The organism is Actinoplanes octamycinicus (genome assembly GCF_014205225.1).
GTDB classification, from domain to species: domain Bacteria; phylum Actinomycetota; class Actinomycetes; order Mycobacteriales; family Micromonosporaceae; genus Actinoplanes; species Actinoplanes octamycinicus.
This window is the reverse complement of sequence record NZ_JACHNB010000001.1, coordinates 8100241-8126391: the sequence shown is the minus strand read 5'-3', so window position 1 is coordinate 8126391 and position 26151 is coordinate 8100241. Positions and strand designations below refer to the sequence as shown.

At 68.6% G+C, this 26151-nt stretch carries 21 protein-coding genes and 2 pseudogenes; 14 read left to right on the top strand and 9 right to left on the bottom strand.

Features of this window, described 5'->3' with window-relative positions:
- Nucleotides 1-47: 47 nt before the first annotated feature.
- Nucleotides 48-2318 carry a hybrid sensor histidine kinase/response regulator gene (locus tag BJY16_RS36715; protein ID WP_239177305.1) on the bottom strand — a complete coding sequence of 757 codons (2271 nt, stop codon included), beginning with the start codon at nt 2316-2318 and terminating at the stop codon, nt 48-50.
- 93 nt (nt 2319-2411) lie between these two features.
- Here BJY16_RS36715 and BJY16_RS36710 point away from each other — a divergent pair, with 93 nt between their 5' ends.
- The 8 genes from BJY16_RS36710 to BJY16_RS36675 all read left to right on the top strand — a co-directional run bounded on the left by BJY16_RS36710 (nt 2412) and on the right by BJY16_RS36675 (nt 9330).
- Nucleotides 2412-2978 carry a histidine kinase dimerization/phospho-acceptor domain-containing protein gene (locus BJY16_RS36710; protein ID WP_185044147.1) on the top strand — a complete coding sequence of 189 codons (567 nt, stop codon included), beginning with the start codon at nt 2412-2414 and terminating at the stop codon, nt 2976-2978.
- Between the two features lie 308 nt (nt 2979-3286).
- A complete protein-coding gene (locus BJY16_RS36705; protein WP_185044146.1) occupies nt 3287-4843 on the top strand; it encodes a methyl-accepting chemotaxis protein in 1557 nt (518 codons plus the stop codon).
- A 42-nt stretch (nt 4844-4885) separates the two neighbouring features.
- Nucleotides 4886-5197: a hypothetical protein gene (locus BJY16_RS36700; RefSeq protein ID WP_185044145.1), complete on the top strand. Its 312-nt coding sequence runs from the start codon at nt 4886-4888 to the stop codon at nt 5195-5197.
- A complete protein-coding gene (locus tag BJY16_RS36695; protein WP_185044144.1) occupies nt 5194-5700 on the top strand; it encodes a GAF domain-containing protein in 507 nt (168 codons plus the stop codon). Before BJY16_RS36700 ends, BJY16_RS36695 begins: the two co-directional genes overlap by 4 nt.
- Before the next feature lie 319 nt (nt 5701-6019).
- A complete protein-coding gene (locus tag BJY16_RS36690; protein ID WP_185044143.1) occupies nt 6020-6451 on the top strand; it encodes a MarR family winged helix-turn-helix transcriptional regulator in 432 nt (143 codons plus the stop codon).
- Between the two features lie 79 nt (nt 6452-6530).
- A complete protein-coding gene (locus BJY16_RS36685) occupies nt 6531-6914 on the top strand; it encodes a hypothetical protein (protein WP_239177303.1) in 384 nt (127 codons plus the stop codon).
- A 63-nt stretch (nt 6915-6977) separates the two neighbouring features.
- A complete protein-coding gene (locus tag BJY16_RS36680; RefSeq protein WP_185044142.1) occupies nt 6978-7490 on the top strand; it encodes a GAF domain-containing protein in 513 nt (170 codons plus the stop codon).
- A gap of 679 nt (nt 7491-8169) precedes the next feature.
- The gene (locus BJY16_RS36675; RefSeq protein ID WP_185044141.1) at nt 8170-9330 is read left to right on the top strand and encodes a hypothetical protein; all 1161 of its coding nucleotides are present in this window, start codon (nt 8170-8172) and stop codon (nt 9328-9330) included.
- A 118-nt stretch (nt 9331-9448) separates the two neighbouring features.
- Here BJY16_RS36675 and BJY16_RS36670 read toward each other — a convergent pair whose 3' ends face one another.
- Nucleotides 9449-9640, bottom strand: coding sequence for a hypothetical protein (locus BJY16_RS36670; RefSeq protein ID WP_185044140.1), 192 nt, complete (start codon nt 9638-9640; stop codon nt 9449-9451).
- A gap of 32 nt (nt 9641-9672) precedes the next feature.
- Between BJY16_RS36670 and BJY16_RS36665 the strand changes: the two genes are divergently transcribed.
- Nucleotides 9673-10215 (top strand): hypothetical protein, encoded by a 543-nt coding sequence (locus tag BJY16_RS36665; protein ID WP_185044139.1) that lies wholly within the window; start codon nt 9673-9675, stop codon nt 10213-10215.
- Between the two features lie 554 nt (nt 10216-10769).
- Here the strand turns inward: BJY16_RS36665 and BJY16_RS36660 are convergent.
- The 3 genes from BJY16_RS36660 to BJY16_RS36650 are packed head-to-tail and all read right to left on the bottom strand — an operon-like array spanning nt 10770 to nt 13809.
- Complete coding sequence (locus BJY16_RS36660; RefSeq protein ID WP_185044138.1) at nt 10770-12341, bottom strand: CotH kinase family protein; 1572 nt, start codon at nt 12339-12341, stop codon at nt 10770-10772.
- Nucleotides 12341-13018: a DUF4956 domain-containing protein gene (locus BJY16_RS36655; RefSeq protein WP_185044137.1), complete on the bottom strand. Its 678-nt coding sequence runs from the start codon at nt 13016-13018 to the stop codon at nt 12341-12343. The genes BJY16_RS36660 and BJY16_RS36655 overlap by 1 nt, the downstream gene beginning before the upstream one ends.
- 5 nt (nt 13019-13023) lie before the next feature.
- Nucleotides 13024-13809 (bottom strand): polyphosphate polymerase domain-containing protein, encoded by a 786-nt coding sequence (locus tag BJY16_RS36650; RefSeq protein WP_239177301.1) that lies wholly within the window; start codon nt 13807-13809, stop codon nt 13024-13026.
- A 381-nt stretch (nt 13810-14190) separates the two neighbouring features.
- Here BJY16_RS36650 and BJY16_RS36645 point away from each other — a divergent pair, with 381 nt between their 5' ends.
- A complete protein-coding gene (locus BJY16_RS36645; protein ID WP_185044135.1) occupies nt 14191-15369 on the top strand; it encodes a sensor histidine kinase in 1179 nt (392 codons plus the stop codon).
- Nucleotides 15366-16047, top strand: a pseudogene (locus tag BJY16_RS36640) (response regulator). Before BJY16_RS36645 ends, BJY16_RS36640 begins: the two are co-directional and overlap by 4 nt.
- Before the next feature lie 160 nt (nt 16048-16207).
- On the opposite strand, the gene glpK (BJY16_RS36635) reads toward BJY16_RS36640, so the two are convergent.
- Together glpK (BJY16_RS36635) and BJY16_RS36630 are read right to left on the bottom strand one after the other, a co-directional pair.
- Nucleotides 16208-17704, bottom strand: coding sequence for a glycerol kinase GlpK (glpK, locus tag BJY16_RS36635; protein ID WP_185044134.1), 1497 nt, complete (start codon nt 17702-17704; stop codon nt 16208-16210).
- Nucleotides 17701-18468, bottom strand: coding sequence for an IclR family transcriptional regulator (locus BJY16_RS36630; protein ID WP_185044133.1), 768 nt, complete (start codon nt 18466-18468; stop codon nt 17701-17703). The genes glpK (BJY16_RS36635) and BJY16_RS36630 overlap by 4 nt, the downstream gene beginning before the upstream one ends.
- Nucleotides 18469-18588: 120 nt before the next feature.
- Between BJY16_RS36630 and glpK (BJY16_RS36625) the strand changes: the two genes are divergently transcribed.
- Both glpK (BJY16_RS36625) and BJY16_RS36620 read left to right on the top strand, forming a co-directional pair.
- Nucleotides 18589-20067 (top strand): glycerol kinase GlpK, encoded by a 1479-nt coding sequence (glpK, locus tag BJY16_RS36625; protein WP_185044132.1) that lies wholly within the window; start codon nt 18589-18591, stop codon nt 20065-20067.
- Nucleotides 20068-20082: 15 nt separating this feature from the next.
- Nucleotides 20083-21777, top strand: coding sequence for a glycerol-3-phosphate dehydrogenase/oxidase (locus tag BJY16_RS36620; protein WP_185044131.1), 1695 nt, complete (start codon nt 20083-20085; stop codon nt 21775-21777).
- Between the two features lie 784 nt (nt 21778-22561).
- Here the strand turns inward: BJY16_RS36620 and BJY16_RS36615 are convergent.
- A complete protein-coding gene (locus BJY16_RS36615) occupies nt 22562-23218 on the bottom strand; it encodes a hypothetical protein (protein ID WP_185044130.1) in 657 nt (218 codons plus the stop codon).
- 517 nt (nt 23219-23735) lie between these two features.
- Here BJY16_RS36615 and BJY16_RS36610 point away from each other — a divergent pair.
- Nucleotides 23736-25068: pseudogene (locus BJY16_RS36610) on the top strand (transposase).
- A 21-nt stretch (nt 25069-25089) separates the two neighbouring features.
- On the opposite strand, the gene BJY16_RS36605 reads toward BJY16_RS36610, so the two are convergent.
- Entirely contained in the window at nt 25090-26121 is a 1032-nt protein-coding gene (locus BJY16_RS36605; protein WP_185044129.1) for a LacI family DNA-binding transcriptional regulator, read from the bottom strand.
- Nucleotides 26122-26151 lie beyond the last annotated feature (30 nt).

Sequence of the window (26151 nt, the reverse complement as noted above, 5' to 3'; positions counted from 1 at the left end):
TGCAGACCACGAACATGCCTGAGGCGGCCAGAGAGGAATGCAGATGGTCAGTGCCGGATCTCTGTCCGGCGGGTGGAAGCGAGTTTGTGTAACAGGTCGCTGGCGGTGAACGGCTTTTCCAGGAAGGTGATGTCGTCGTCCAGGACGTGGGTTTTGCCGAGCAGGCCGTTGCTGTAACCGGACATGTACACCACGGGTAGGTCCGGATCCTGGGCATGCAGGATGTCGGCGAGTCGGGGGCCGGACATCTCCGGCATGATCACGTCGGTGAGCAGGATGTCGCAGCCGCGCTGCTCGTACAGGTGCAGGGCCTCGGGGCCGCTTCCGGCGACGAGCACGTGGTAGCCGCCGTTGCCGACGATGCGGGCCACGACCCGGGCCAGCGCCGGCTCATCTTCGACGACCAGTACGGTGCGTCCGTCACCGGGTGGCGGCGCCTGCTGGCTGGTGACCGGGTCAGTCGTGGCAGGAGCGGTTACCAGGGGAAGGTAGATCCGGAAGGTGGTGCCGATGTCGACCTCGGAGTAGACGTTGATGCTGCCGCCGGCTTCGGTGACGATGCCGTAAACGGTGGCCAGGCCCAGCCCGGTGCCTTTGCCCTGGGGTTTGGTGGTGTAGAACGGTTCGAAGATCCGCGCGGCGGTGGCGGCGGACATGCCGTGGCCGGTGTCGCTGACCAGTAGCCGGGCGTAGGTGCCTGCGGCAAGCGGCGGCTGCATGTTGACTTCGTCGCCGTCGAGGACGGCGGTGTTGGCTTCCAGCACTATCGTGCCGCCTTCCGGCATCGCGTCACGGGCGTTGATCGCCAGGTTCAGCAGGATCTGCTGGATCTGGCCCGGGTCGGCGTGCACGATCGGCGGCTGATCGGCGGGCAGGGCGATCAAGGTGATGTGCTCGCCGATGGTGCGTTCCAGCATGGCGTGCACCTCGGCGATCGAGGCGTTCAGGTCGATGTCCTGCGGTTGGATGGCGTCGCCGCGGGTGAAGGTGAGCAGCTGCCGGGTCAGGTTGGTGGCGCGGTCGACCGCGGTGCGGGCCTGTTTCAGGTCGGCTTGGACTTGGGGTTTGTCGCTGGTTTCCTCGATGGCGAAGTCGGTGTAGTTGCCGATGATGGCCAGGATGTTGTTGAAGTCGTGGGCGACGCCGCCGGCCAGTTTGCCCAGGCTCTCCATCCGCTGCGCCTTGTGACTGCGTTCCTCGGCGGCCCGCTGGCGTTCGGCGGCCTCTTTGGCCGCGGTGATGTCCCGGGCGATCGCGGATACCCCGATCACCGTGCCGGCTTGGTCATGGATCGCGGTGAGGGTCAGCGCCAGATCGACCGGGGTGCCGTCCTTTCGCAGCCGCCGGGCCTCGTACGAGCGGCCGCCGTCACCGCGGCGGATGCTCGCCAGCACGTCATGCTGATGTTCGGCGCCTTCTGAGTCGGCCAGCATGGTGGTGGGCCGACCGAGCATCTCCGCGGCGGTGTAGCCGAAGATCTTCTCGGCGCCTTGGTTCCAGGCCGTGATCAGCCCTTCGGGGGTGAGTCCGACGATCGCGTCGTCACTGTGCTGGACCACGGTGGCCAGGGTCGCCCGCTGAGCTTCGGCCAGATCATGGGCGGCGCGTTCTCGGGCGGCTGCCTCATCGAGGCGGTGCTGGCCCCAGGGATCGACGTAGATGCCGCCCGGGCCGAGCAAGACCCCATACCCGCGGCGCAGGGTCCAGTAGTAGACACCGATCGCGGCGGTGGTGGCGTCCCACAGCGCGGAGGTCCACGACCAGCCGACCGCGGCGCCACTCATGTGGTGCATCGCCGGACCCTGGATGATCGTCTGATAGGCCATGATCGCGTGCAGGGCGTGCCCGACCGCGCAGCTGAAGAAGATCATCGCCGTGGCCACGGCCAGCTTGTTGGTGCGCAGCTGCCCAGCCCGGGCTACCGGCACCAGGATCGCCACCGTGATCGACGCGTACGCGACCGCGATGACCATATTCGCCAGCAGGAATGTCTGATCCGGCATGACCCCTATTTCGGCTGTGAACCACGGTTCCTGAGCGGTGCAGAACGGGAGCAGCATGACGGGACGCACGCGGCGGTGCGGCCGTGTTCCGGATCGTCCGGCGCCTGGCCCCAGTCGTCTTCTGGAGACGGGTGCACGGAGCCTCATTTTCGCCTGCGCTGTGTCGGTGTCCGCCCTTGAGGCGGAGGCGACGATGGCTAGAGGCTTGGCCGACCTGCGAACAGCAACGACAGGGTCGCGTCGAGTACGGCCGTAGCGGTGGCACGCCTGCGTTTGTTGGGGTCGGCGTAGGAACCTGCTCCGTGACTGCACCACTGCGCGGGGCTGGCGTTTCTACCGCGGGAGGCCATCGGCGCCGATGTTGGCGGACACAGGGTTCGCCGGGAACATCGAGCAGAGGACACAACGATGCAGCTGGTCCATGTCAACGGCTGGCGGCTGTCGCCGATCCCATCGGTCGACGGCGGGGACGGCTGTTACCGGCTGTGCCGGGACCGTATCTGGGTACACGACTGCCCGGCTGCGCAACTCGCCGATCTGCTGACCGGCCACGGGGTCACTTTCGACGACTTCGCGGCGGCCCACGTCGACTGCTGCGTCATGGTCGACCCGAGTACCCGTATCGCATGTCTGCGCCCGGCCGAGCCCGTCGACGGGCAGGGCCACCTGCCGCTGTGCGGCCTGTGCCGGCAGTCGCTGGCCGCGATGTACGGGTTTCCCCGCCCCCGGAACCTGCCGGCGCCAGCGGAGGCCCTGCCGCACCTCAGCGCTCTGTGGCACGGTCTGGGCACCGAACAGCACCGGCATGAGCTGTCACACCACATCCGCCACCCGATAGCCAAGATCCTCGGCTGGGCGGAAATCCTGCGCGACGACGACACCCTAGACCCGCAGCAAGTGCGTCAGCTGCAGGTCATCTACCGATCCGCCCGGGACTTGCAGCAAATCCTCGACCACGTGGCTTCACCTCTGTGATCGCCCGCCCCTCGCCTGCCCTTGCCCAACATGAAGGACGCCCACCGGGCGACTCAAGATGACGACCGTTTGCCGGCCCTGGGGCCTCGGGCACGGTCCGAAAGGAAGCGGAACGGGATATTCCGCCAATGCCCGTCGGGGCTGGGCGCCATCGGGTACGGCGGGGCGGCGCGCTAAGGGTTTCGTTGCTCGCGTCGATCCTTCTTAGGGACCGGTAGTGAGACAGCCGAGCGGTGGCGGGTGGCGTAGCTGTGGATCATGATGAGCGTGCCGGTGGTAGGGCGCCGCGGTTGCTCGGCGGTCTCGGGGTGCGTGCCAAGGTGCTGGCCGCGATCGGCCTGCTGAGTGTGGTGGCCGCGGTGGTCGGCGCTCTGGCCGTGCTGCGGATGGGTTCGATGAACGCTGCCGCCGAGAGCTTGTACACCGACGGGCTCCTACCGGTGCAACGGATCTACATGGTGCGGGTCGACATGGAAAGCACCCGTAAGAACGTGCTCAACCATGCGTTGTCGACCTCCAGCACCAAGAAGAGCGAGTACGAGAAGGCGTTGGCCGCCGACGATGAGGCTTTCGCCGCGGATCTGGACGCGTACGCGTCCAATAGCGTTGTCCCGGAACTGGCCCGACAGGTACGGCAGCAATGGTCGGACTATCAGCGCATCCGGGATGAGCAGGTGCTGCCAGCGAGCCGCCGCCACGACGCCGCGACCGTGGAGAAACTACGTGACAGCCTGCTGGCCCCGGCGGCGAAGCAGGCAGAGGCCAGCGTCGCGCAGATCGTCGAACGGGAGACGGCTGACGCCAGGAACCGCCTGCAGCAGGCCACCACCACCTACCGCACGTCGAGGACCACGATCCTGGTCATGCTGGTCGCTGGGATCACCGTCGCGTCGGCGCTCGGGCTGATCGTGGTGCGAGCCATCGTCGGCAACCTGCGCCGGGTCGGCGCGGTGGTCGCCACCCTGGCCCGCCGTGACCTGACCGGCAGCGCCGGAGTCACCGGCAGCGACGAGCTGGCCGTGATGAGCCGCGACCTGGACACCGCCATAGCGGCGGTACGTGACACCGTCGGCGAACTCGCCGAGACCGCGACCGCGTTGTCGTCGGCGGCCGTGGAGCTGTCGGCGGTTTCCGGAGAGCTCAACAAGGGCGCCGAACAGGCCTCCGGCAAGGCCGGCAGCGCGGCTGCCGCCTCGGAGAACGTCAGCGCCAGTGTGCAGAGCGTCATGGCCGGCGCCGAGCAGATGTCGGCGTCGATCAGCGAGATTGCCAGCAACGCCGGGCAGGCCGCGCAGATCGCGCAGCAGTCATTGGAGGCGGCGGCCGCCACCACCCAGCAGATCAACGTTCTCGCGCAAGCCAGCACGGAGATCGGCGCGGTAGTCAAGCTGATCACCAGTATCGCCGAGCAGACGAACCTGCTGGCGCTCAACGCCACCATCGAGGCGGCCCGCGCCGGGGAAGCGGGCAAGGGCTTCGCCGTGGTCGCCTCGGAGGTCAAGGACCTCGCGCAGGAAACCGCCCGGGCCACCGAGGACATCTCGAACCGCGTGTCGGCCATCCAGGCCAGCACCACCGACGCCGCCCACGCGGTGCAGCAGATCCACCAGATCATCACCCAGATCAATGACTACAACACCACCATCGCCTCGGCCGTCGAGCAGCAGTCGGCGACCACCGCCGAGATGAGCCGGGCCATCACGCAGGCCGCACAGGGCAGCACCGAGGTCTCCGCCAGTTTCGGCGGGGTGGCCGAGGTCACCACGGCCACCGCCGACAGCGCACGGGCCAGCCAGGAAGCTTCCGACGACCTGTCCAAGCTCGCCGTCAAACTCAACAGCCTGGTCCAGGTCTTCCGCTACTGACCACACCCCTGGAGCTCACACCCGAGGAAGGCCGAACAACGGATGACCACCAGGACCACCGAGTCGGGCGGCGGGCCCCCGGCCAGCGTGTACGGCATCACCCGTCCTGGGCTCGCCGACGCCGAAGAAGCTGTGCGACGCCTCCGCGGCGACACCAGCCGGTTGTGGTCGCAGCTGCTGCAGCGGGCAAACCTTACGGGTACGGAAGCCGACCGAGACAGCCTCGACAGGCTGATCGCCGTCATGGCCGATACCGATCCCGTGCTGGGCTTGTGCGCTCAGGCGCTGCGGATCCGCGCCGAAACGTACGACAAGCTGTCCGCCGCCCACGCCGTGATCAGGAGCGCCGAATGACACTGCCTGCCGCACTGGCCGACATCGGCCGCCTCACCGAGGTGGCCCAATACCACTGGGACGACCCGCGACTGCGCGCTCGCCTCGACGAGATCACGGCACGCACCGCAGACCAGCTGCAGGTACCGGTCAGCCTCGTGTCGATCATGCTGGACAGCGCCGAATACATCGCCGGCGCCACCGGGCTGCCCGACTCCATCACCGAGGTCGGCGGCCTGCCGGCCGAATGGTCGTTCTGCACCCAGGTCGTGGCCACCGGCCGGCCCTACCTGGTTACCGACGCCACCACCGATCCGGCCTGGATGACCAACCCCGCTGTCACCGTCTACGGCGCACGCAGCTACGCCGGGGTGCCCCTGCTCGCCCCCAACGGCCAGATCCTCGGCGCGCACTGCGCCGTCGGCACCGACACCCGCGCCTTCAACGAGACCGACGTGAGCACCTTGCACACCGCGGCGCAAGAGATCCTCGCGCTGCTGCGGCAGCACCGCAACAACGAGTGACCCCGCTGCCCGATCCCCGGCATCGGATCAGGAATCAGCCCGCAGGCGCGCCGCCTGGAGGTTGTGCAGCCCTCGAACACTGCGATTCCTGGACATTCTTTGCACGCTTTCGGGATCAGTCCGTGTCTGGTGGCGCTCAAAAGACGACCCGGCCCGCAAATGTTCGGCATCCGGACATGACAACGGCTGACTTGCTCGATGATCGGTACGTTGGGCCAGCCGGACCCGCACGAGAAATTTCGTTGCGGCTCGAATCCTTCGGAACCGCACGATCGCGCCGATCAGAACAAGTGTGAACGCACCGAAGGTCAGACGGCGGTTGCCGGTCGAGCTGGTCATCGCCGATGTAGGTCGCCGGATGACGATGCACGCGCTGGCCGCTGTCGACAGCGTCGGTATCAGCGAAGGCGCCTGGTGGGTGCTGTACGAACTCGCGCACGCCACGCATGGGCTGTCACTGATCGAGGTAGCGCAACGGACGTCGTTGAGCCCGTCAACAGTCACCACCGTCACCGATCAGCTCGCCGCGCGTGGCTGGATCGACCGGGAACGTGCCGCAGATGATCGGCGCAGGGTCGTCGTGGTCATCACCGACGCCGGTGCCGACGTACTCGACGAAGCACTGGCCCGGTGCGAGACCAAGTTTGCCGAGTACCACTCCCGGCTCACCGGCGCGGAATGGCAGCAACTGCAGGACCTGCTGCAGCGCTTGTCCGACCATGACCTGTTGACGCCTGCGGCGCAGCCATGACCGTGCACACCCTCGGCGGGCAGCGGTGGGGATGGCGGCACTGCATCCCCACCGTCCTGCTGGCCGGGGTCGGGGTGCGGTGCTGCCGCTCGTGTTGTTCACCGAGGCGGTCTGGACCCTGCGGCGCTGCTTCCGCCGCGTGCGCACGCTGCTGACCGCCATGGAACGCCCCGCTACCAGAAGAGGAGAGCAACCACCGATGCCCACCATCCCCAGCCACAACCTCGAACAGCCCACCCCCGCGTCACTGACCGCCGCCCTCAGCGCCCAACTGGGCCCGGAGGCCGCCCGCGCCCTGGTCGACCTCTCGATCAAGAAGCTGCGCCTGTCACGGCCCTACACCATCGACGACCTGGTCAGCCTGACCGAAGACCTCATGAACATCGGCGACCTGCTGCGCGTCACCGCCCGCTCCGAGAAGATCCGCGCTGTGACCTACCGAGCGCTAAACCTGAGCGTCTGAGCCGCCGACGAGCGAAACCATCCCGCCTCAGCGAACCCCGCGCCAGCCGCCCCGGAGAACCTCATGACCCAGCACCAACAGCCCACCATCCTGGCCGACCCCGAACGCATGCGCGTACTGGCCAGCATCGACTTCGACAACCCCGCTCTGCGCACCGCACTCGACCACATCACCAGTCGCACCGCAGCGCGCACCGGCCTGCCGATCAGCCTGGCCACCCTGGTGTTCAACACCGCCCAGATGACCGTCGGCTCCACCGGTCTCGACGACACCTGGATCGCAGCCGCGGACGGCACCCCGGTGGAATGGTCCTTCTGCGCCAACATGATCACCACTGGTCGGCCCTACGTCATCCCCGACGCCCACCGCTCTGAACAGGCCACCAATCCCCTCGTCACCATCGACGGCATCGCCAGCTACGCCGGAGTACCCGTCACCGTCCGAGGCCAGATCGTCGGCGCCCACTGCATCCTCGGCACCGCAGCCCACCCGTTCACCCCCGGACAACTCTCCGAACTCACCACCGCAGCCCAAGAGATTGCCGCACTGCTGCACGAGTTCAGCGACCTCTCCTAACCGGTCGCCGCCCCCTGCACGGCCGATCTCGACAGACCCGTGCACCGGTTCCTCGGTTCGGCGCCGGCTCAACCCGCCCGATGTGGCATTCAAAATCGATGCAACCGGATGGAGTTCGCTCTGTTCGCCGGTCAAGACTCTCCACATCCGCCGTTCTTGCTGCGATCGAATGATTGGCGCAGGATGGTGATGGCTTGCGCGTCGAGGGACCGGGAGCCGACCAGCACCAGGCTCTCGCTGACGAATACCACTGATAGGGCGGCGGTGGCCAAGTCAACCCGGATCGCCCGGCACAGCTGCACACCTCCACGGCTGCGTCGTACCAGTACTCGCCGTGGGGACAGCGGCTGTCGCAGGTAACCCCACAAGGACGAGGCAGCACCGAGGATGCCTATTACGGCTACAACGCGCACACCGATGTCTAGACCCTGACTGACGGATCCGGCGACACCAAGACCACTTATGGCTACACGGCCTACGGCAGCGACGACGGCGCCCAGTTCACCGGCGTCGACAAGCCGCACAGTGCGGAACCGGCCAAGGAGCCGTACAACGCGTATCGGCTCAACGCAAAGCGGTGGGACCACGAGTCCGGTTCGTACGACATGGGCTTCCTCGCCTACACCCCGGGACTGAACCGGTTCCCACCCGAGACAGCTACAACGGGGCCCTCGTCGACATGAACCTCGGCATCAACCCCTGGACCGGCAACCGGTACGCCTTCGCTGGCGGCAACCCGATCGGCCTGGTGGAGAACGACGGACATACGCCGGTCCGGGCTGACCACGAGATCAACCAGGAGGAGAGCGCCGCCGAGCAAGCCGACGAGGCCGGTGTCGCCGGCAGCGAGCAGGGCGCTCAGGACGCAGCGGATCTGGCAGGCAAGCTGACTGGCATGCGGCGGCCGTATCTGGCTGACAAGAGCAGCACCTCGGTGGGCAAGGTGTGGAGCTCGGCAACCAACAAATACAAGATCAAGTTGGCCGTCGCGCAGCCCGATGCAGGTGAGGAGGCCTACAGTCTTCCGGCCGGTTGGGAAGAGGTGATCCGGAAAGTCGAAACCACACACCAGGCATTCCGGCTCACCCCGCTTGGCCTTTCCGGCCGAGCCGCCACATGGCATAGTATGGGCGTGAAAATTGCTGGATTCGGATATGAGCAGGATCCCCTGACAGATGGGATGACACTGCTTGGCGATCAGTTGTTCTGGCCCACTTATCTGTCGTCGCAGATGACACCGGAAGATGATTCCCTGACGACCCGGGCGTTCGGTGTGGACAGTGAGCAATGCTACCAATACTATTCCGCCCGGCTGACCGATTCGGACGCCTGGCCGGTGTTTCGGCTGGGCCTGCGCGACCGTCACGAGATCAATGTGGTTTTCTGCAACATTCCCGGCGAGCATTCCTGCGACTTCCTGATCTGCCGGCCAGGTGGCGAACATCCGGTGCGGCTGACGATTCTCGGCGGGCACGAATTCCGTCCGGGCCTGAGCTGGCCCGAACTCGTCACGGCCGCGCAGTTCACCGGCGCGCCGTACGGCGTGACCGACCCGGAGGGCCGGCTGCTGTTGTTGCTGCCGGCGTTCGGTGATCAGGACCTGCCGCCCGAGGCGACCGAGGTGGTCACCGCCGCGCTGGTGAGGCGTGGTGCCGGGCCGGGCGCCGAGGAGCTCGCCGCGCACCTGTTGCGCAAGCCGGCCTGGTGGCCGCACTGGCGGGCGGACAGCGGCATCTCGGTCAGCGACGGCCGGTACAGCACCCGCAACCCGGCCGGTCCGGCCGCGCTCTCCGCCGACGACCTGACGGAGGTCTCCACCGCACTCGCGCCGACCGCTTGAGCACCTGGAGAGTCGCTGACGTGAGGTGGTGACCGGGATATCGCGTGCAGGAATTGATGCAGTTGGCAGGGAGTAAGCCGTGACACTCGAGGACTGGCAGCCCGATGCAGACGTCTACTCACCCGATCGGTCTGTCCATTTGCGTGTCGACCAGGTCGGTCAGGTGCAGGTAGACCTGCAAGGTATGCATCGACACACGGATGAGTCTCTTGTCGGTCAGGTTCGTGCTGCCGCGAGGGTTGCCTGGGCGGCGCTCCAGGCCGAAGCGGATGGCGACGCGCCACGCGACGGTGCAAACGAGCGACGCCATGGAGGTCGGTGGTGAGCTTGTCTCGCCGCTCGATGGTGGCCGGGCTCGCGGTGGTGCTGGTGATCGCCGGCGGCCTGGTGTGGTGGTTCGGCTCATTCCGTGCTCGGCCGTGGGTGCCCACCTGCACCGATATCGCCCCCAGCCTGCGGGCCGAGTTGGGCGGCGTCTGGACGGTGACCGATCCCGACAAGGGACGTGAGAAGGGCAAGTACCAGTCCTCCTCACTGTGCACGATCTCGTTCATCACCGCGGACCAGAAATACACCGGCACGCTGGATCTGTTCACGGTCGTCGCGCTCGACCAGGACGCCGGCCGCGATGACGTGGCTCAGGCGCAGTGCGGAGCCACCGACCAGCACGTGCCGGTTCCGCCGGACTATGCGGCGTTCCGAGTGTGCGTCCAGACCACCAGCCTGTGGACCCGCGTCACCACGTGGGCGGCGGCGAATGAGCGGTGGGGATCGTCGGCCGTGCAGATCAATTTGCGTGACGACGAGCAGGGCGCCGTGGCGTACGCGAATGATCTGAGCCGGTTGGCCATGGAGAAGGCACTGACCATGTCGGAACCGGAGTAGGGAATCTCGATGGCCAACCTGGAACGCTCCTACGAGGCTGTCCGAAACATCCGGGCCACTGGGCGGTCGGATGCCGGGATCGTCACGGTTACCCGCGAGGCGAACGGTGAGATCGACGTGTGGATTCGCCGCGGCACGGTACGCCAGCTGGCCGACGACGAGATTGCCAGCGAGATCCGGTCAGCGCTTCTGGCGGCCGTGGCCGACCATCGTCGCCAATTCATCGAGGTGCGAGTCAAATATTCGGCTCGCCGCTGTTCGTCAAACCGTTCACACCGCCCGAGCCGGTGTCCACGCGATCCAAGGAGTGGTAATGGCCGAGCCCGCTCTGCACGTCGAAACCCGGGCCCTGGTCGCTGTGCAGGCGGCTGCCTCGCAGGTGCCGGCTGTGCGGGCCTCCCAGTCATAGGTGGTGAGCGCCGACAGCAGGAGTTGGGTTCCTGCCTGGTCGCCGTCGACCAGCAGACCTTGGGGACGCCTGTCATTACACGTCCCTTTTCTTACGTGTGGCGGCGCCGGTCGGGGACCGGCACCGCCACACGGGGAGGCCGGGCTCAGGAGCCCTTGATGATCGCGTTGCCGGCGAGGTACGCCGTACGCTGCTGAATCAGCGTGCGAAGCTTCCCTGCCTCGCTGGTTGCGGCCTGCTCGTCGTAGCCGTCGACGCTGGACAACACCTTCAGCGTCGCGTCGAGGGCGGAGGCCGCGGCGCCGCTGCCGTAGATCTTCTGGTACAGCTCGCGGAAGGCGTCCTGGTAGACCGACTTGAAGGCGGCACTGGCGAGGAACCGTTCCTTGAGCTTGTGCCCACCCATCGCCCGCGGCCCGCCCTCGCCGCCACCGGGCGGTTGCATGCCTTCGGGCAGCTCCATTCCCTCCGGCGGCTGGAAGCCCCGCCCGCCGCGGGAGCCGCCACCGCCGAACATGCTGACCGCCTCGTTCGGGTCCTGCTCGGCGTTGCCGTTCAGGGTGAGGTTGTAGTCCCAGCCGACGACCGAGAACTTCTTGGTGTCCAGGTCGTACCAGAGGTAGTAGTTGCGGCCGGGGCCGGCCATGTCGTCGAAGTTGAGCAGCAGGTTCTGGGTGGCGGTGTAGCGGGCGAACGATGCCACGTCGATGTGGTCGCCGAGATGCTCGTCGAATTCGGCGTCGCTGGCCGTGTTGACCCAGCGGATCAGGTCGATCACCGGCTGCAGGTCCTGGCTGCCCTTCTTGGAGATCTGTTTGAAGTCGTCGGCGTACTCGGTCTGGTCGTCGCCCTGGTCGGTGAACTGACCGGTGGCCAGGCTCTTGTACAGAACCCCGTTGCCGCCGATGGTGTCGGCGAAGTTCTCGTCCGGGTGCTCGACGACGAGCCGGGCGGTGGTGGGCCGGTCGTTGATGGTGAAGCTGGTGTAGGCGTACCGCTGAGCCGGCTGGCCGGCAGTGTTCAGAACGTTGAGCGAGACCGCCTCGTTGAGGACGGTCTTGCCGCCGCCCATGCCCGCCACCCGGACCGCGATCTCGCGGTGGCCCTGGTAGCGGCGGCCCTCGACGAACTCGTCGAAGCGGATCAGCCATGGCAGCGTCTCGGGCTCCTCGGCCTTGAGCGAGCTGAAGCCCCCGAACCCGCCGCCTCCGGGACCGCCTCGACCTTCCGGCATCGCCATGCCCTCCGGCAATTCCATGCCCTCCGGCATCTGCGGCCCTGCTCCGTCGCCACCCGGGCGACCGCCGCCGAATCCGTTCGGGCGGGATTCACCGTTGCGAGTCAGCCCGGACAGGGTGGAGTTGCCCTTCAACCGGATCCCCACACTTGGGATCGTGATCCCGTCGATGGTGAGGTCGGCCTCGAGCCACTCCTTCTCGCCCTCGTCCCAGAAGGAGTCGAGCAGTTCCTGATAGTCGGCGTCGCGGAAGGCCAGCTTGATGCTGTGCGTCCGGGTGGCGTCGAACAGGTCGGTGCTGCCCTCGACGTTCTGCGTGACGGTGTCGGCAGACTCGCTGCTCGCGCTGGTCACCAGCGGTGCCACCCGCACGGTGCTGAACACCACGGCGAGCGCGAGCAGCGTGGCGGCGCAGGCGGCGAGCAGTTTCCAGTAGTGCCGGACCCGTACCGGGATCCGGTGGACCAGCCGGCGCTTCATTACAGGTCCGTCTGGTCGTACCCGGTCAGGACGGTGACGCGCTGGCCGCCGGTGCGCTCACCCAGGGCCGAGATCAGCTGCCCGGGTTCGGTGCCCTTCTTCAGCCGGACCGTGTACATCAGTTCGGTGAGCGCGCCGCCGCGGATCGACTCGATGCTGACCAGCTCGAACTCACTGGTGAGCGAGATCAGCACGTCTTGGATGTGCTGGGTGTAGTTGCCGTCCGGCGGCACCTGGACCTTCACCACCTGACGCTGGACGCTGGACGCGAACCAGTTGAACCGGTACATCACCACGATGATCAGGCTGATCACGACCGCGGCCACGATGGCCAGGGTGTAGAAGCGGGTGCCGGCGGCCATCCCCACGCCCATCACCAGGAAGATGAACCCGACGTCGCGGGTCTCCTTGATGGCGTTGCGGAACCGGACCACGGACAGGGCGCCGACCAGGGCGAACGCTCGGGCGATGTTGGAGCCGACGACGAGCATGATGAGCGAGATCAGCATGCCGAGGATGACCAGCGTCTGCACGTACGACTGGCTGTAGGACACGTTGCGGTGGGTGAACCGGTAGACCCAGGCGATCATCGCGCTGAGCAGGAACGACAGCGACAGGGCGATGGCGATGTCACCGACGCTGAACGTACCGGAAAGGTCCTGCACTTCGAACGGCATGAAACTCAGACCTCAACTGTCTCGGAATCGGGGATGTGGAAGACGGAACGCGGGGCGCGGTCGAACGCCTCGACGCCCTGGCAGTACTTGGAGACCCGGACGATCGACATGTTCATCCGGGCGGCCAGGTCGGTGAGCCAGTAGGGGACCCGCTCGTTGGCCTTGAACTCGACCACCGACAACTTCGCCGGCACGATCAGCCGATTCTCCGCGTCGGCGGCGAAGTCGAAGTCGCGGTCCCGGCCGCGGATCCGATGGTCGAGGGTGACCCGCAGGCCGGTGTCGGCCTCGCGGCCGACGAACGCCTCCCGCTGGTAGCCGGTCATCACCGTGGGACGCAGATCCAGCAGCGAGACGAGTTCCAGGACCTCCTCGACGAAGGCCTTCTGTGCGGGGTCGTGCTCGATCATCTGCCGGCGGTCGCAGAGATCGCGGGCCAGGTGGTACGGCAGCGCGATCCGCCGTTTCTGGGTGACCCGGTTGACCCGCTGCTTGATCTCGATGTGCACCGTGGTCTTCTCGCCGACGTTGAACCGGTCGCCGTAGTGGCGCACCCGCAGCTTGCGGCGGAACCTCAGACCCTCGATCTTCTCCCAGTAGAACCGCAGGTCCCGGGTGTCGTAGTAGGTGCTCCACACCCCGTACCCGCCGTCGGCGCCGTGGCTGTCGTAGTCGAGCCGGGCGGTGATCTCGTCGCGCAGCTGCCCCATCTGGTCGCTTGGCACCAGGTACTTGATCTCGTACCGGTTGAACGAGTGCAGCTTGCTCGGCGCCCGCAGAGCGTGACCCACGTGGTCGTCGTTCAGGTCTTCCGCCGGGGCTTCGGAAGTGGAGTCCGGCGGTGCACCGCCTCGGCGGAACAACGAACGCATGGGGCAGCCAATCTGTCGAGGAACAGGGCGAATGGCGGGCGAATGAGATGTGAACGGAAGGTGTACGCCCGGCTCGGACAACGATGACCGAGCGGGTGTCGCCGCCGCGTCGTCTGATCGCAGTCATCTGGCCGAACGGCCTCTACTGCGTACGTGGTAGATCAGCCGTATATCCCCGGGAAGAGGGCGATTGCGACTGAGCTCAAGATCTCGCGCTACTGCGGCCGCAGTAGGTGCGGAGTGATCGACTACCGCGACCGAACGACGACCGCGTCCGCACCGCCGCTTAGCGTTGATGCCATGTTCACCAGGGCAATGCGGTTCATCCGCCGCGGCGATGGCCGGCATCCGGTGCTGATCGACACGCTGCTCGGTGGCATCCTGGCAGCGCCGGCAGTGCTCGTGGCGATGACTCCGCACCCGCCCACCGGTCCGGTGAGCACCGGCAGTGTCGGCGCCGCGCTGTTCGCCTGGGCGGCTGTCGCCTGCCGGCGCCTGTGGCCGATACCGGTCCTGCTGATCACCGACCTCGCGACCGTCGCCCTGACCCTGCGTTCGGGATCGCAGCAACCGGCTCTGATGATCGCCCTGGTGGTCGTCGTCTACACCGTGGCGTCCCGCCTCGACCGGCGCCGGACGTGGGCGATGGCCGTCGCCGTCGCGTTGCCGCTCTACCTGGCCACCGTGCTCACGTCAGCCAGCGACTGGTGGGCGCCGCAGAACATCGGCTCGCTGGCCTGGATCGGGATGGCCGCCGCGGTCGGCGACGCCACCCGCACCCGCCTGGCGTACGTCGCCGAGGTCGAGGAACGCGCCCGCCGCGCCGAGCAGAACCGTGACCAGGAGGCCCGCCGCCGCGTTGTCGAGGAGCGCATCCGCATCGCCCGGGAGCTGCACGATGTGGTCAGCCATCACATCGCGGTGATCAACGTGCAGGCCGGCGCCGCCCGGCACGTCCTGCGGCACCAGCCCCAGGCGGCCGACTCCGCGCTGGAACACATCCGCCGTGCCTCGGACACCGTGTTGCGCGAGCTCGGCTCGATCGTCGGCGTCCTGCGCCAACCCGACGAGCCCGACGATCCCGACGAACCCACTCGTGGTCTCGCCCGGATCGTCAAACTGCTCGACGCCGCCGGGGCCGCGGGACTGAAGGTCGAGCACCACCAGAACGGCGAGGCCCGGCAGTTGCCGGCCGTGGTGGATCTCGCCGCGTACCGGATCCTGCAGGAAGCGCTCACCAACGCGCACAAGCACGGCACCGGCACCGCCTGCCTCACCATCGAGTACACGCCCGGCCACGTCCTGCTCGAAGTCACCAACCGGATCGGCGCACCCGGCCCCACCAGCGGTTACGGCCTCGTCGGCATGCGTGAACGCGCCTCAGCGGCGGGCGGAACGCTGACCGCCGAACGCTGTCCCGACGGCCGGTTCCGGGTCCGTGCCGTACTTCCCGCCCCCACCCCGAAAGAGCAGTCGTGACCATTCGAGTCCTCCTCGCCGACGACCAGGCACTCATCCGCGCCGGCTTCAAGCTCATCCTGGACAGCGAACCGGGCATCGAGGTCGTCGGTGAGGCCAGCGACGGCGTGGAGGCTGTCGACCTGACCCGGGACCGGCGCCCCGACGTCGTACTCATGGATCTCCGGATGCCTGATGGACGGCCTGGAGGCCACCCGTCACATCGTCGCGGACGACGCCCTCGCCGGCGTCCGCATCCTCGTGCTGACCACCTTCGAGAACGAGGACAACGTCGTGCGGGCGCTGCGCACCGGCGCCAGCGGATTCCTCGGCAAGAGCGTCGAACCGTACGACCTGGTCCGCGCCATCCGGACCGTCGCCGCGGGGGAGGCGCTGCTGTCCCCGGAGGCCACCCGGACGCTGATCACCCGATTCCTGAGCCAACCCGAGCTCGAACCACTGCCCGACTCCGAACCCGCACCGTTGTCCGGGCTCACCGACCGGGAACGCGAAGTCCTGGTCCTCGTCGCCCACGGCCTGTCCAACGACGAGATCGCCGAACGCCTCTACCTGTCCCCGTTCACCGCCAAGACCCACGTCAACCGGGCCATGTCCAAACTCGGTGTCCGCGACCGCGCCCAGCTCGTCGTGCTCGCCTACCAGCGCGGCATCGTCCGGCCCGGGGACATCCTGGCCTGAGGTCACCGCAGGTGCACGTGCCCGGCGTGCATCAACGCGTACGTCTCGGTGTCCAGACCGGTGAGATCGAGGATGACCGCGTCCAGCAGCAAAGGGCGCTCTGTTGGAACAGTGACCCGCCGAACTGCCCGGTTCCGCTGGTGGGCACCTGGATTGCCATTTACCTCTGGCCGTCATCGGCTGAACTGAACAACACCGCGCAGTCGACGGCGCGCTGCCATCTGCGGTATTCGGCGGCGCGCCGCCCGGTGTCCATGGCCGGCAGCCAGCGACCGGCCCGGTGCCGGTTGTTGCGCAAATCTTGCAGGTCCGACCAGTAACCGGTGGCCAGGCCGGCCGCGTAGGCGGCGCCGAGCGACACGGTCTCGGCCACCATCGGGCGCACCACCGGCACGTCGAGCACGTCCGCGACGATCTGCATGAGCAAATTGTCGGCGGTCATCCCGCCGTCCACGTTGAGCGTGCTCAGCGCGAGCCCGGCGTCGGCGTTCATCGCGTCGACCACCTCCCGGGTCTGCCATCCGGTCGCCTCGAGCACCGCGCGGGCCAGGTGGCCCTTGCCGATGTACGAGGTGAGCCCGACGATCACGCCGCGTGCCTCGCTGTGCCAGTGCGGCGCGAACAGTCCGGCGAACGCGGGCACGATGTAGCAGCCGCCGTTGTCAGCGACGGTGCCGGCGAGCGTCTCGATCTCCGAGGCGGTGCCGATCAGCCCGAGCCCGTCGCGTACCCATTGCACGAGTGAGCCGGCGAACGCGATGGACCCCTCCAGGGCGTACGCGACCGGCTCGTTCCCGATCCGGTAACCCACCGTGGTCAGCAGGCCGTGGGCGGACCGCACCGGCGTCGAGCCGGTGTTCATCAGCAGGAATCCGCCGGTGCCGTAGGTGCATTTCGTGTCGCCCGGCTCGAAGCAGGTCTGCCCGAACAGCGCGGCCTGCTGGTCGCCCATGGCCGCGGCGATCGGCACGCCGGGCAGCACGGAGTCGGCGGCACCGTAGACCTCGGCCGACGAGCAAATCTCGGGCAGCATCGCCGGTGGAATCGTGCACAGGTCGACGAGCGAAGGGTCCCAGCGCAGCGTGGTGAGGTCCATCAGCATCGTCCGGCTGGCGTTCGTGACGTCGGTGAGGTGGTGCCGGCCGCCGGTGAGGTTCCAGATCAGCCAGCTGTCCATCGTGCCGAACAGCACGTCGCCGTCCGCCGCTCGGGCGCGCAGTCCCGGGATGTTGTCGAGCAGCCACCGGACCTTGGGGGCGGAGAAGTAGGTCGCCGGTGGCAGCCCGGTCTTGTCCCGGAACGTCGCGACGTCCAGCGCGGCGACCAGTAAGGAGGTGCGGGTGTCCTGCCAGACGATGGCCGGCGCCACCGGCGTGCCGGTTCGGCGGTCCCACACCACCACGGTCTCCCGCTGGTTGGCGATGCCGATCGCCGCGACCCGGTCCGGCCCGATCCCGGCCGACGCCAGCGCTCGTTTGATCACCTTCTGGGTGTCGCGCCAGATGCGGGCCGCGTCGTGCTCCACCCAGCCGGGCCGCGGATAGCTCTGCGGCAGCTCGGCGCGGGCCACCGCGACGACGGTCGCCCGCCGGTCGAACAGGATGCAGCGCGTCGAGGTGGTGCCCTGGTCGATGGCGAGGACGTAGCGCTCGGTCATGACCGTGGCTCGGTCAGGTCCCGCGAGATCGCGTTGGCGGCGGCGCACACCTGCTCGACCAGCGCCGCCCGCGGCCGCAGCCGGCCGTCACAGACCCGGTCGGCCGGCCCGTAGACGCCGATCGCCCCGACCACCAGCCCGCCGAAGCTCCGGATCGGCGCCGCGACGCCGGCCCGCCCCGGTTGCCACTCGTCGACCGCGTCGGCCCAGCCCTGGCGGCGGGTCTCGGCGAGGGCCGCGGCGAGCTCTCGCCGGTCGGTCACGGTCCGCCGGGTGTACGCCGCAAGCCCGGCCCGGATCACGGTGTCGGCGGCCGTCGCGTCGTACGCCAACAGGGTCTTGCCCAACGACGTCGCGTGCGCCGGAATGATCAGGCCGGTGTCCATCGCCTGGGTGGTGCCGTCGGGCCGGAAGACGTGGTGCACGACCCGCACGCCGGTGCCCTCGAGCACGCCGATGCGCACCGCCTCGACACTGCGGGTGGCGAGCGTGTCGGCCCAGTCGAGGGCCCGCGAGCGCAGCTCGTTGACGTCGAGGCCGCCGTTGCCGAGGTCGAGCAGCGCGCGGCCGAGCCGGTAGCGGGCGGTGCGCGGATCCTGCTCGGCGAAGCCGACGTGTTCCAGGGTGCGCAGGATGCTGTGCGCGGTGGACTTGGGCAGCCCCAGCGCGTCCGCGACCTCCTTGACGCGCAGCCGGCCGGGACCGGCCGCGAGCAGCCGCAACACGGCGGACGACCGTTCGATGGACTGGATCATCCCGGGCACGGCGCGACCCTACCGCCAGGCCGCCGCCCCGGCAACGTGCGACATTGTCGCACGGCCGGCGTTGATTCCCGGCTGTTGGCTTCATAGCGTCGCCGCGCAGGCAGACGGCAGGGAGGCGACGTGGCGGACTTCGTCGGCGCGATCGATCAGGGCACCACCAGCACGCGCTTCATGATCTTCGACCGGGCGGGCCACGAGATCGGCCGGCACCAGCGCGAGCACCGGCAGATCCTGCCCGGGCCCGGCATGGTGGAACACGACGCGGACGAGATCTGGGAGAACACCCTCAAGACGATCGACGGAGCGCTGCTCGACGCCGGGCTCACGGCGGCCGACCTGGCCGTCGTCGGCATCACGAACCAGCGCGAGAGCGTGCTGGTCTGGGACCGCCACACCGGCCGGCCGTGTCACCACGTGATCGTCTGGCAGGACACCCGGACCGCCGGCGTGATCCCGGCCCTGGACGCGGACCTGCTCCGCGAGCGCACCGGGCTGCCGCCGGCCACCTACTTCTCGGCCACCAAGGTGCGGTGGCTGCTCGACAACATCCCGGGACTGCGGGCCCGCGCGGAGGCGGGCGACGTCGTCTTCGGGACGATGGACAGCTGGCTGATCTGGAACCTCACCGGCGGCCGGCACCTCACCGACGTCACCAACGCCAGCCGCACCCAGCTGATGAACCTGCACACGCTCGACTGGGACGACGAGCTGCTGCGGCTGTTCGGCATCCCACGGGCCATGCTGCCGGAGATCCGGTCCTCGGCCGAGGTGTACGGGCACGCTCGCGTGGCGCTGCCCGGGGTGCCGATCGCGGCCGCCATCGGCGACCAGCAGGCCGCGCTGATCGGGCAGACCTGCTTCGCGCCGGGCGAGGCCAAGTGCACGTACGGCACCGGCAACTTCGTGCTGCTCAACACCGGCACGACCCCGGTGCGCTCGACGCACGGCCTGCTCACCACGGTGGCCTACCGGTTCGGCGGCGACACCCCGGTCTACGCCCTGGAGGGCTCGATCGCGGCCACCGGGTCGGCCGTGCAGTGGCTGCGCGACCAGCTCGGCGTCATCGACTCGGCGAGCGACAGCGAACAACTGGCCGCCCAGGTCGACGACAGCGAAGGCGTCTGCTTCGTCCCGGCGTTCTCCGGGCTGTTCGCGCCGTACTGGCGGCCGGACGCGCGCGCCGCGATCGTCGGGCTGTCGCGCTACCACACCGCCGCGCACATCACCCGGGCCGCGCTCGAGGCGATCTGCTACCAGACCCGCGACGTCGTGACGGCCATGGCCCGCGACTCCGGCACCGAGCTCGACTGCCTCAAGGTCGACGGCGGCGTCACCGCGAACGCACTGTGCATGCAACTGCAGGCCGACATCCTCGGCGTGCCGGTGAGCCGGCCGGCCGTCGCCGAGACCACCGCGCTCGGCGCCGCCTACGCGGCCGGGCTGGCCGTCGGCTTCTGGACATCCCCCGAACAACTGCGCGCCAACTGGCGCCAGGACCGGCGCTGGCTGCCGTCCTGGTCGCCGCGGCGGCGCGCCGAAGGAACCACCCGCTGGCGAGCGGCCATCGACCGCACCCTCGACTGGGTCAGCGTCGGCTGACGAACGGAGAGCCACATGAACACCGGAGTCATCTCACCCGAAGCGCGCACCCGGGCGCTGACCGCGATGTCGGCCGGCGACGACCTCGACGTGCTGGTCGTCGGCGGCGGCGTGGTCGGCGCGGGCGCGGCGCTCGACGCCGCCACCCGCGGCCTGTCCGTCGGGCTGCTCGAGGCCCGCGACTTCGCCAGCGGCACGTCGAGCCGGTCCAGCAAGCTGATCCACGGGGGACTGCGCTACCTGGAGATGCTCGACTTCGGGCTGGTCCGCGAGGCGCTGCGGGAGCGAGGCCTGCTGATCCAGCGGCTCGCGCCGCACCTGGTCCGCCCGGTGCCGTTCCTCTACCCGCTGCGGCACCGCGCCTGGGAGCGGCTGTACGCCGGTGCCGGCGTCGCGCTCTACGACACGCTCGCACTGTCCGGGTGGGGCGCCGGTCTGCCCCGGCACCGGCACCTGAGCCGGACCGAGGCGCTCAAGGCGTTCCCGGCACTGCGCCCCGACTCGCTTGTCGGCGCGATCCGCTACTTCGACGCCCAGGTCGACGACGCCCGGCACACCATGTTCCTGGTCCGTACGGCGATGGCGTACGGGGCCCAGGTCGCGGCCCGCACCGAGGTGATCGGCTTCCTGCGCGAGGGCCGCCGGGTGGTCGGTGTGCGGTGCCGCGACACGGAGAGCGGCGCCGAGCTCGAGATCCGCGCCCGCACCGTGATCAACGCGACCGGGGTGTGGACGAGCGACATCCACTCGCTGATGAAGGGCGAGCGCGGCGGGTTCACGATCACCGCCTCGAAGGGCGTGCACCTGGTCGTGCCCCGCGACCGGATCGCCGGGCAGACCGGCATGATCCTGCGCACCGCCACCAGCGTGCTGTTCGTGATCCCGTGGGACCGGCACTGGATCATCGGCACCACCGACACGCCGTGGAACCTCGACAAGGCGCACCCGTCGGTGTCCGCCCGCGACGTCGGCTACCTGCTCGACGAGGTCAACAAGGCGCTGGCCACCCCGCTGACCCCGGACGACGTGCAGGGCGTCTACGCCGGGTTGCGGCCGCTGCTGTCCGCCGACGCGGCAACCACCGCGAAGCTGTCCCGCGAGCACGCCGTCGACCGGCTCGCGCCCGGCCTGGTGCTGGTGGCCGGCGGCAAGTACACGACGTACCGGGTGATGGCCAAGGACGCGGTGGACGCCGCGGTGCAGGACCTCGACGCCCGGGTGCCGGCGTCCTGCACCGATCAGGTTCCGCTGCTCGGGGCGGCGGGCTACCGGGCCGCCTGGAACCGGCGCGCGCAGCTGGCCCGCCGCGCCGGCCTGAGCGTGTCCCGCATCGAGCACCTGCTCCAGCGCTACGGCACGCTCGTCGACGAGGTGCTCGCGCTGATCGAGGCCGACCCGGCGCTGGGGGAGCCGCTGGCCGGCGCCCCCGACCACCTGGGCGCCGAGGTCGTCTACGCGGTCACCCACGAGGGCGCGCGGCACCTGGACGACGTGCTGACCCGGCGTACCCGGATCTCCATCGAGACCCCGGACCGCGGGGTGACCGCGGCGCGTGCCGCGGCCGGCCTGATCGCCGGGCCGCTCGGCTGGTCGCCGGCCGAGGCTGAGGCCGAGGTCGGGCGGTACGAGGCGCGGGTCGCCGCCGAGCTGGCGGCGCAGCAGCAGCCGGACGACCTGAGCGCCGACGCGACCCGGCTCGCCGCGGTGTGAGCGCGGGGCCGCGGCCATGACGGTCGAACAGCGGCAGGCCCGGATCCTCGCTGGGATCGACCGCACCCGGTGGCGCCCGGATCACTGATCCGGGCGCCCGCCCGGTCTCATGCCGCAGCTGACGTGCGGGCGGTCTCATCGCCGCCCCGCACCACGAGGCTGAGCTTGCCGTTTAACCTCCGGCTCCAACCTGACGGCCCCCGCGGTCCAGTCCGCTGCGTCACCCAGGGCGACTACGGCGAGTACCGGTGATCGAGCCGGGCGGGTGGCGGCAAGCCGCGACCGAGCGTTGTCTGCGGTATGTGAGTATGTCTCAGGTGCGCAGGAATCTTCAGGAGCAATGAGGCGTAAGTCGCCCGGGCAGGTCCGCGCTGCCCTACCTGACCGACGCGAACCTGGTGTTCGGATCACCGTTATCGATGGGGTTTCCGCCAGGGGCCTGAGCCGGATCGCTCATCTCGAGCGAACTGATCTCCGTCCCGGGGCCGCTGCTGCAGCGCTGAAAGCCTGGCAGGCCTTCGCTCGCGCCTCACACGAAGACCGAGCGGAGATGCTCTATTACGGCCATGCCGGATGCTGCCCTGATCCACGAGATAGTCGCAAGGTGTTGGAGCGGGTGCTACGCGTGCTACCGCCCCAGGACGCACGAGCTCTGCGACGACGCATCGAGGCGCTGGACGACCGAATCGGCGCGTACGAGGACTGAACATGAGGTCCAGGGCAGCAACCGAAGGGCTACTCGGAGGATCACCGGCAGACGGCTTGTGGCGGCGCATTCGTGCGGCTAATTGTTGGGTGTCAAGGGAGTCCAGTACGGATCGTTGTCGACCCGGAACTCGGTGAACACCGGAGCGCCGTGGTGACTCCGCACTCGGCGGAACGTCAACGTGACCCGCTCGGTGCGGTATTTGCCGTCGGCGCAGTCAGGCTCACAGTCGTTGACATGCATCGTGCCGACGGCGGCGCCGGCAGTGGCCGTCAGCCTCGTCCAGCGGACACCCGTGAACCACCAAGGCGTCGTCGTACTGGGGTCGAACGAAGACGGCTTCACTGTGGCGTAGTAGCCACCGTAGTGAGTAACTACGCCTGGCAACTGCACACCGCGCACCTGGACATGATCGGTTCGACTGGGTCCTTGAGCGTCTTCGCCGTACCACTCAACAGCCTTCCACGTACCCGAGTTGTTCTGCGCCTGCCTCCTCGAGTAGCGGCCATCGGATGCCGTTCGGGTGTAGTTCTGGTACACCCACGTCGACTTACCGTCAGCCTTGAAGTAGAAGTCGATCTCCGCGTCCGCGACGCCGCGTCCCGAAAGGGTGACGTAAGCGCCCTTCTTCACCGGCTCCGGCGACGCATCGAACGTGAAACTCGAGCTCGCCGTTGCGGGTGCAGCAAAAGCACCCTCGGCGATGAAGGTTGCGGCGGCCACAAGCATCGACATTGCTCTACGGCGCATCTTGGCAGGCTCCCGGTAGGCGAACGGATCCGTCGTCCGCATATCGGCAATCCGTCAACTGAAGACAGGAATCCGTTGACTTGAGCACTCGACGCTCCGAGGCGGCAACCTGATTCCTGAGCAACGAACAGGTGCCTTCGCCGATGCCGGGTGTCGAGTGGCGGCCAACTCGGTACATTTTGGTTGCAGGAGCGGGCTGCGTGACCTGCCACTGCCGAGCCGGCGACCGGCTCGCATGAATTGGTACCGCGACCTGAAGGTGTAGGCCGGAACGGTACTCGTAACGCTGGAGACCCGGACGTCGAAGGGCGCGATTTCAGAGTCTGAGACTGCCACCCCGTGCTTCTTGCGCGCCGAGCGGTGTTGCGGATCCGCCACCCGGCGATACATGCCGAATGCCCTCAACTCGGCAGTTGAGCGCGTTCGTAAGGGCCCCACTTCCGGTCTGGCCGACGGTGACCGAGCGTAATCCCGTGAGGATGCGCGCATCCGACACCTATCGATGCTCGTTGTGGCGGTCGTGACGGAGAAGGCGGAAGCGATCGATGTATTGGCGAGGTTCCGGGAGCAGCTCTACCGATGCATGACCAGGCGGGCCGACGCATTGTTCGAGCTGACGGACGCCCCGTTGTGCACCGATGGGCCGGTGAAGACGCTGGTCGGGCTGTCGCTGGCTCCGGAGCACCGGGGGGCCACGGCGCCCTGTATGACGCGCTCAACGCGGGGCGTATCGACGTGGAAGCGCTGCGCCGGCAGCTGGCCGGCTTGCTGCTGCCGCGGGCGGCGGACGGCCGCCTGGTGCTCGCAGTGGATGTCTCGCCGTGGCTGCGCCCGGACGGCGACTGCAGTCCGCAGCGCTCGTTCTGCCACACCTACGGGCGCGGCAAGGACGAACACCGGATGATCCCGGGCTGGCCATACTCGATCATCGCCGCCTTGGAGACCGGCCGGACCTCCTGATCGTGCTGGATGCCGGCTACGAGACCCCGCGTATCGCCTGGCTGCTGCGGGACCTACCGGTGGAGATCCTCGGCCGGATGCGCTCGGACCGGGTGCTGCGCCGCCCGACCCCACCACGCATCTACAACCCTGAGGGTGGCCGGCCGGCCAAGCACGGCGGTGAGTTCATCTTCGGTGACCCCGCCACCTGGGACGTCGAGCGGGCGGTCACGCACACCGACACCCGGCTCTACGGCCAGGTCCTGGCACAAGCCTGGGACCGGCTACACCCCCGGTTGACCCGCCGCGCCGCCTGGGTGGGTCACGACGAGCCGTTGCCGATCATCGAGGGCACGGTCATCCGGCTCACCGTCGACCACCTGCCCAGCCGGGGTGAGCCGAAGCCGCTCTGGCTGTGGTGGTCCAAGGTCGACGCCACCAATGCTGATGTCGACCGGTGCTGGCAGGCGTTCCTACGCCGCTTCGACGTCGAGCACACCTTCCGCCTACTCAAACAGACCCTCGGCTGGACCGCCCCGCAACTCCGCGAGCCCGCCGCCGCGAACCGCTGGACGTGGCTGGTCATAGCTGCGCATACTCAGCTGCGTCTCGCTCGGCCCCTCGCCCAGGACTTGCGCCGACCGTGGGAACGCCCGATGGCGCCGGAGCGGCTCACGCCGGCCCGGGTGCGGCGGGGGTTTCGGAAACTCCGCGCGACCAGCGGCTCACCAGCGCATGCGCCTAAACCCAGTCGGCCCGGCCCTGGACGGCCGCCCGGCTCCCGCAACCAGCAGCCCGCTGCCCGTCACGACGTGGGACTCATCCTGGTCACCGGCCAGGCTCATCAGCGACCGACCCATCACAAGAAGGGCACCAAGCCCCGCCGAACTGGTTAAAAGTCAAGCTGAGCAGCCGGCTCAGGCGGAGTCGCGCCAGACGACGGGAGAGGGCAGGAGCAGGCCACGCTCGGCGATCGGGTCGCCGCGCAGCTGGCGCAGGACCATGTCGGCCGCGTGCGAGCCGATGTCGTCGGCCGGCTGGTGCACGGTGGACAGGTGCGGGCGGGTCCGGGTGGCCCAGGAGCTGTTGTCGAAGCCCACCACCCCGATGTCCTGCGGCACGCGGTGGCCGGACTCGCGGAGGGCCTCCATCGCGCCGGCGGCCACCGAGTCGGCCGCGGCGAAGACACCGTCCAGTTCGGGCTCGCGCTCCAGCAGCGTACGCATGCCCTTGGCGCCGCAGGCGAAGTCGTAGACCGGCACCTCGGCCACCAGGCTCTCGTCGAACAGCGGCCCCAGCGCCCGCTGGAAGCCGGCCAGGCGGTCGGCGCCCGAGTCGCGGTCGACGGCCGCGGCGATCATGCCGATCCTGCGGCGGCCGGTGGCGAGCAGGCGGCGGGTGATCTCCTCGGCCGAGGCGAGGTTGTCGATGCCCACGTACGGGATCTCGGGGTGCAGGTCGCGCGGGTGACCGACGAAGACCGACGGCAGCGCCAGGCCGCCGACCACCTGGATGATCGGGTCGTGGCTGCGCGCCGAGACGATGATCGCGCCGTCCACGAAACCGCCGCTCAGATAGCGGGTGATGCGGGCGGTGTCGCGTTCGGAGTCGACCACCAGATTGACCATCTGGTAGTCGGCGGCGGACAGCGCCGCGTTGGCCCCCAGCATGATGCCGCCGATGTTGGGATCCTCGAGGAACAGCGTGTGCGGTTCGAGGACGATGAATCCGACCGCCTGCGAGCGCTGCATCACCAGGTTGCGTGCGGCCGTGTTCGGCACGTAGCCGACCTCGCGGATGGCCCGCTCGATGGCGGCGCGCGCGGTCACCGAGACATAGCCGCCGTTCAGCACGCGGCTCACCGTGCCCCGCGACACCCCGGCCGCGGCCGCGATGTCGTGCACGGTGGCCCTCTTGCCGGTCCTTGCCGGTGGTCCTGGCGCGCTCACCAGCAAACTTTAGCTTCCCCACCTTGACGT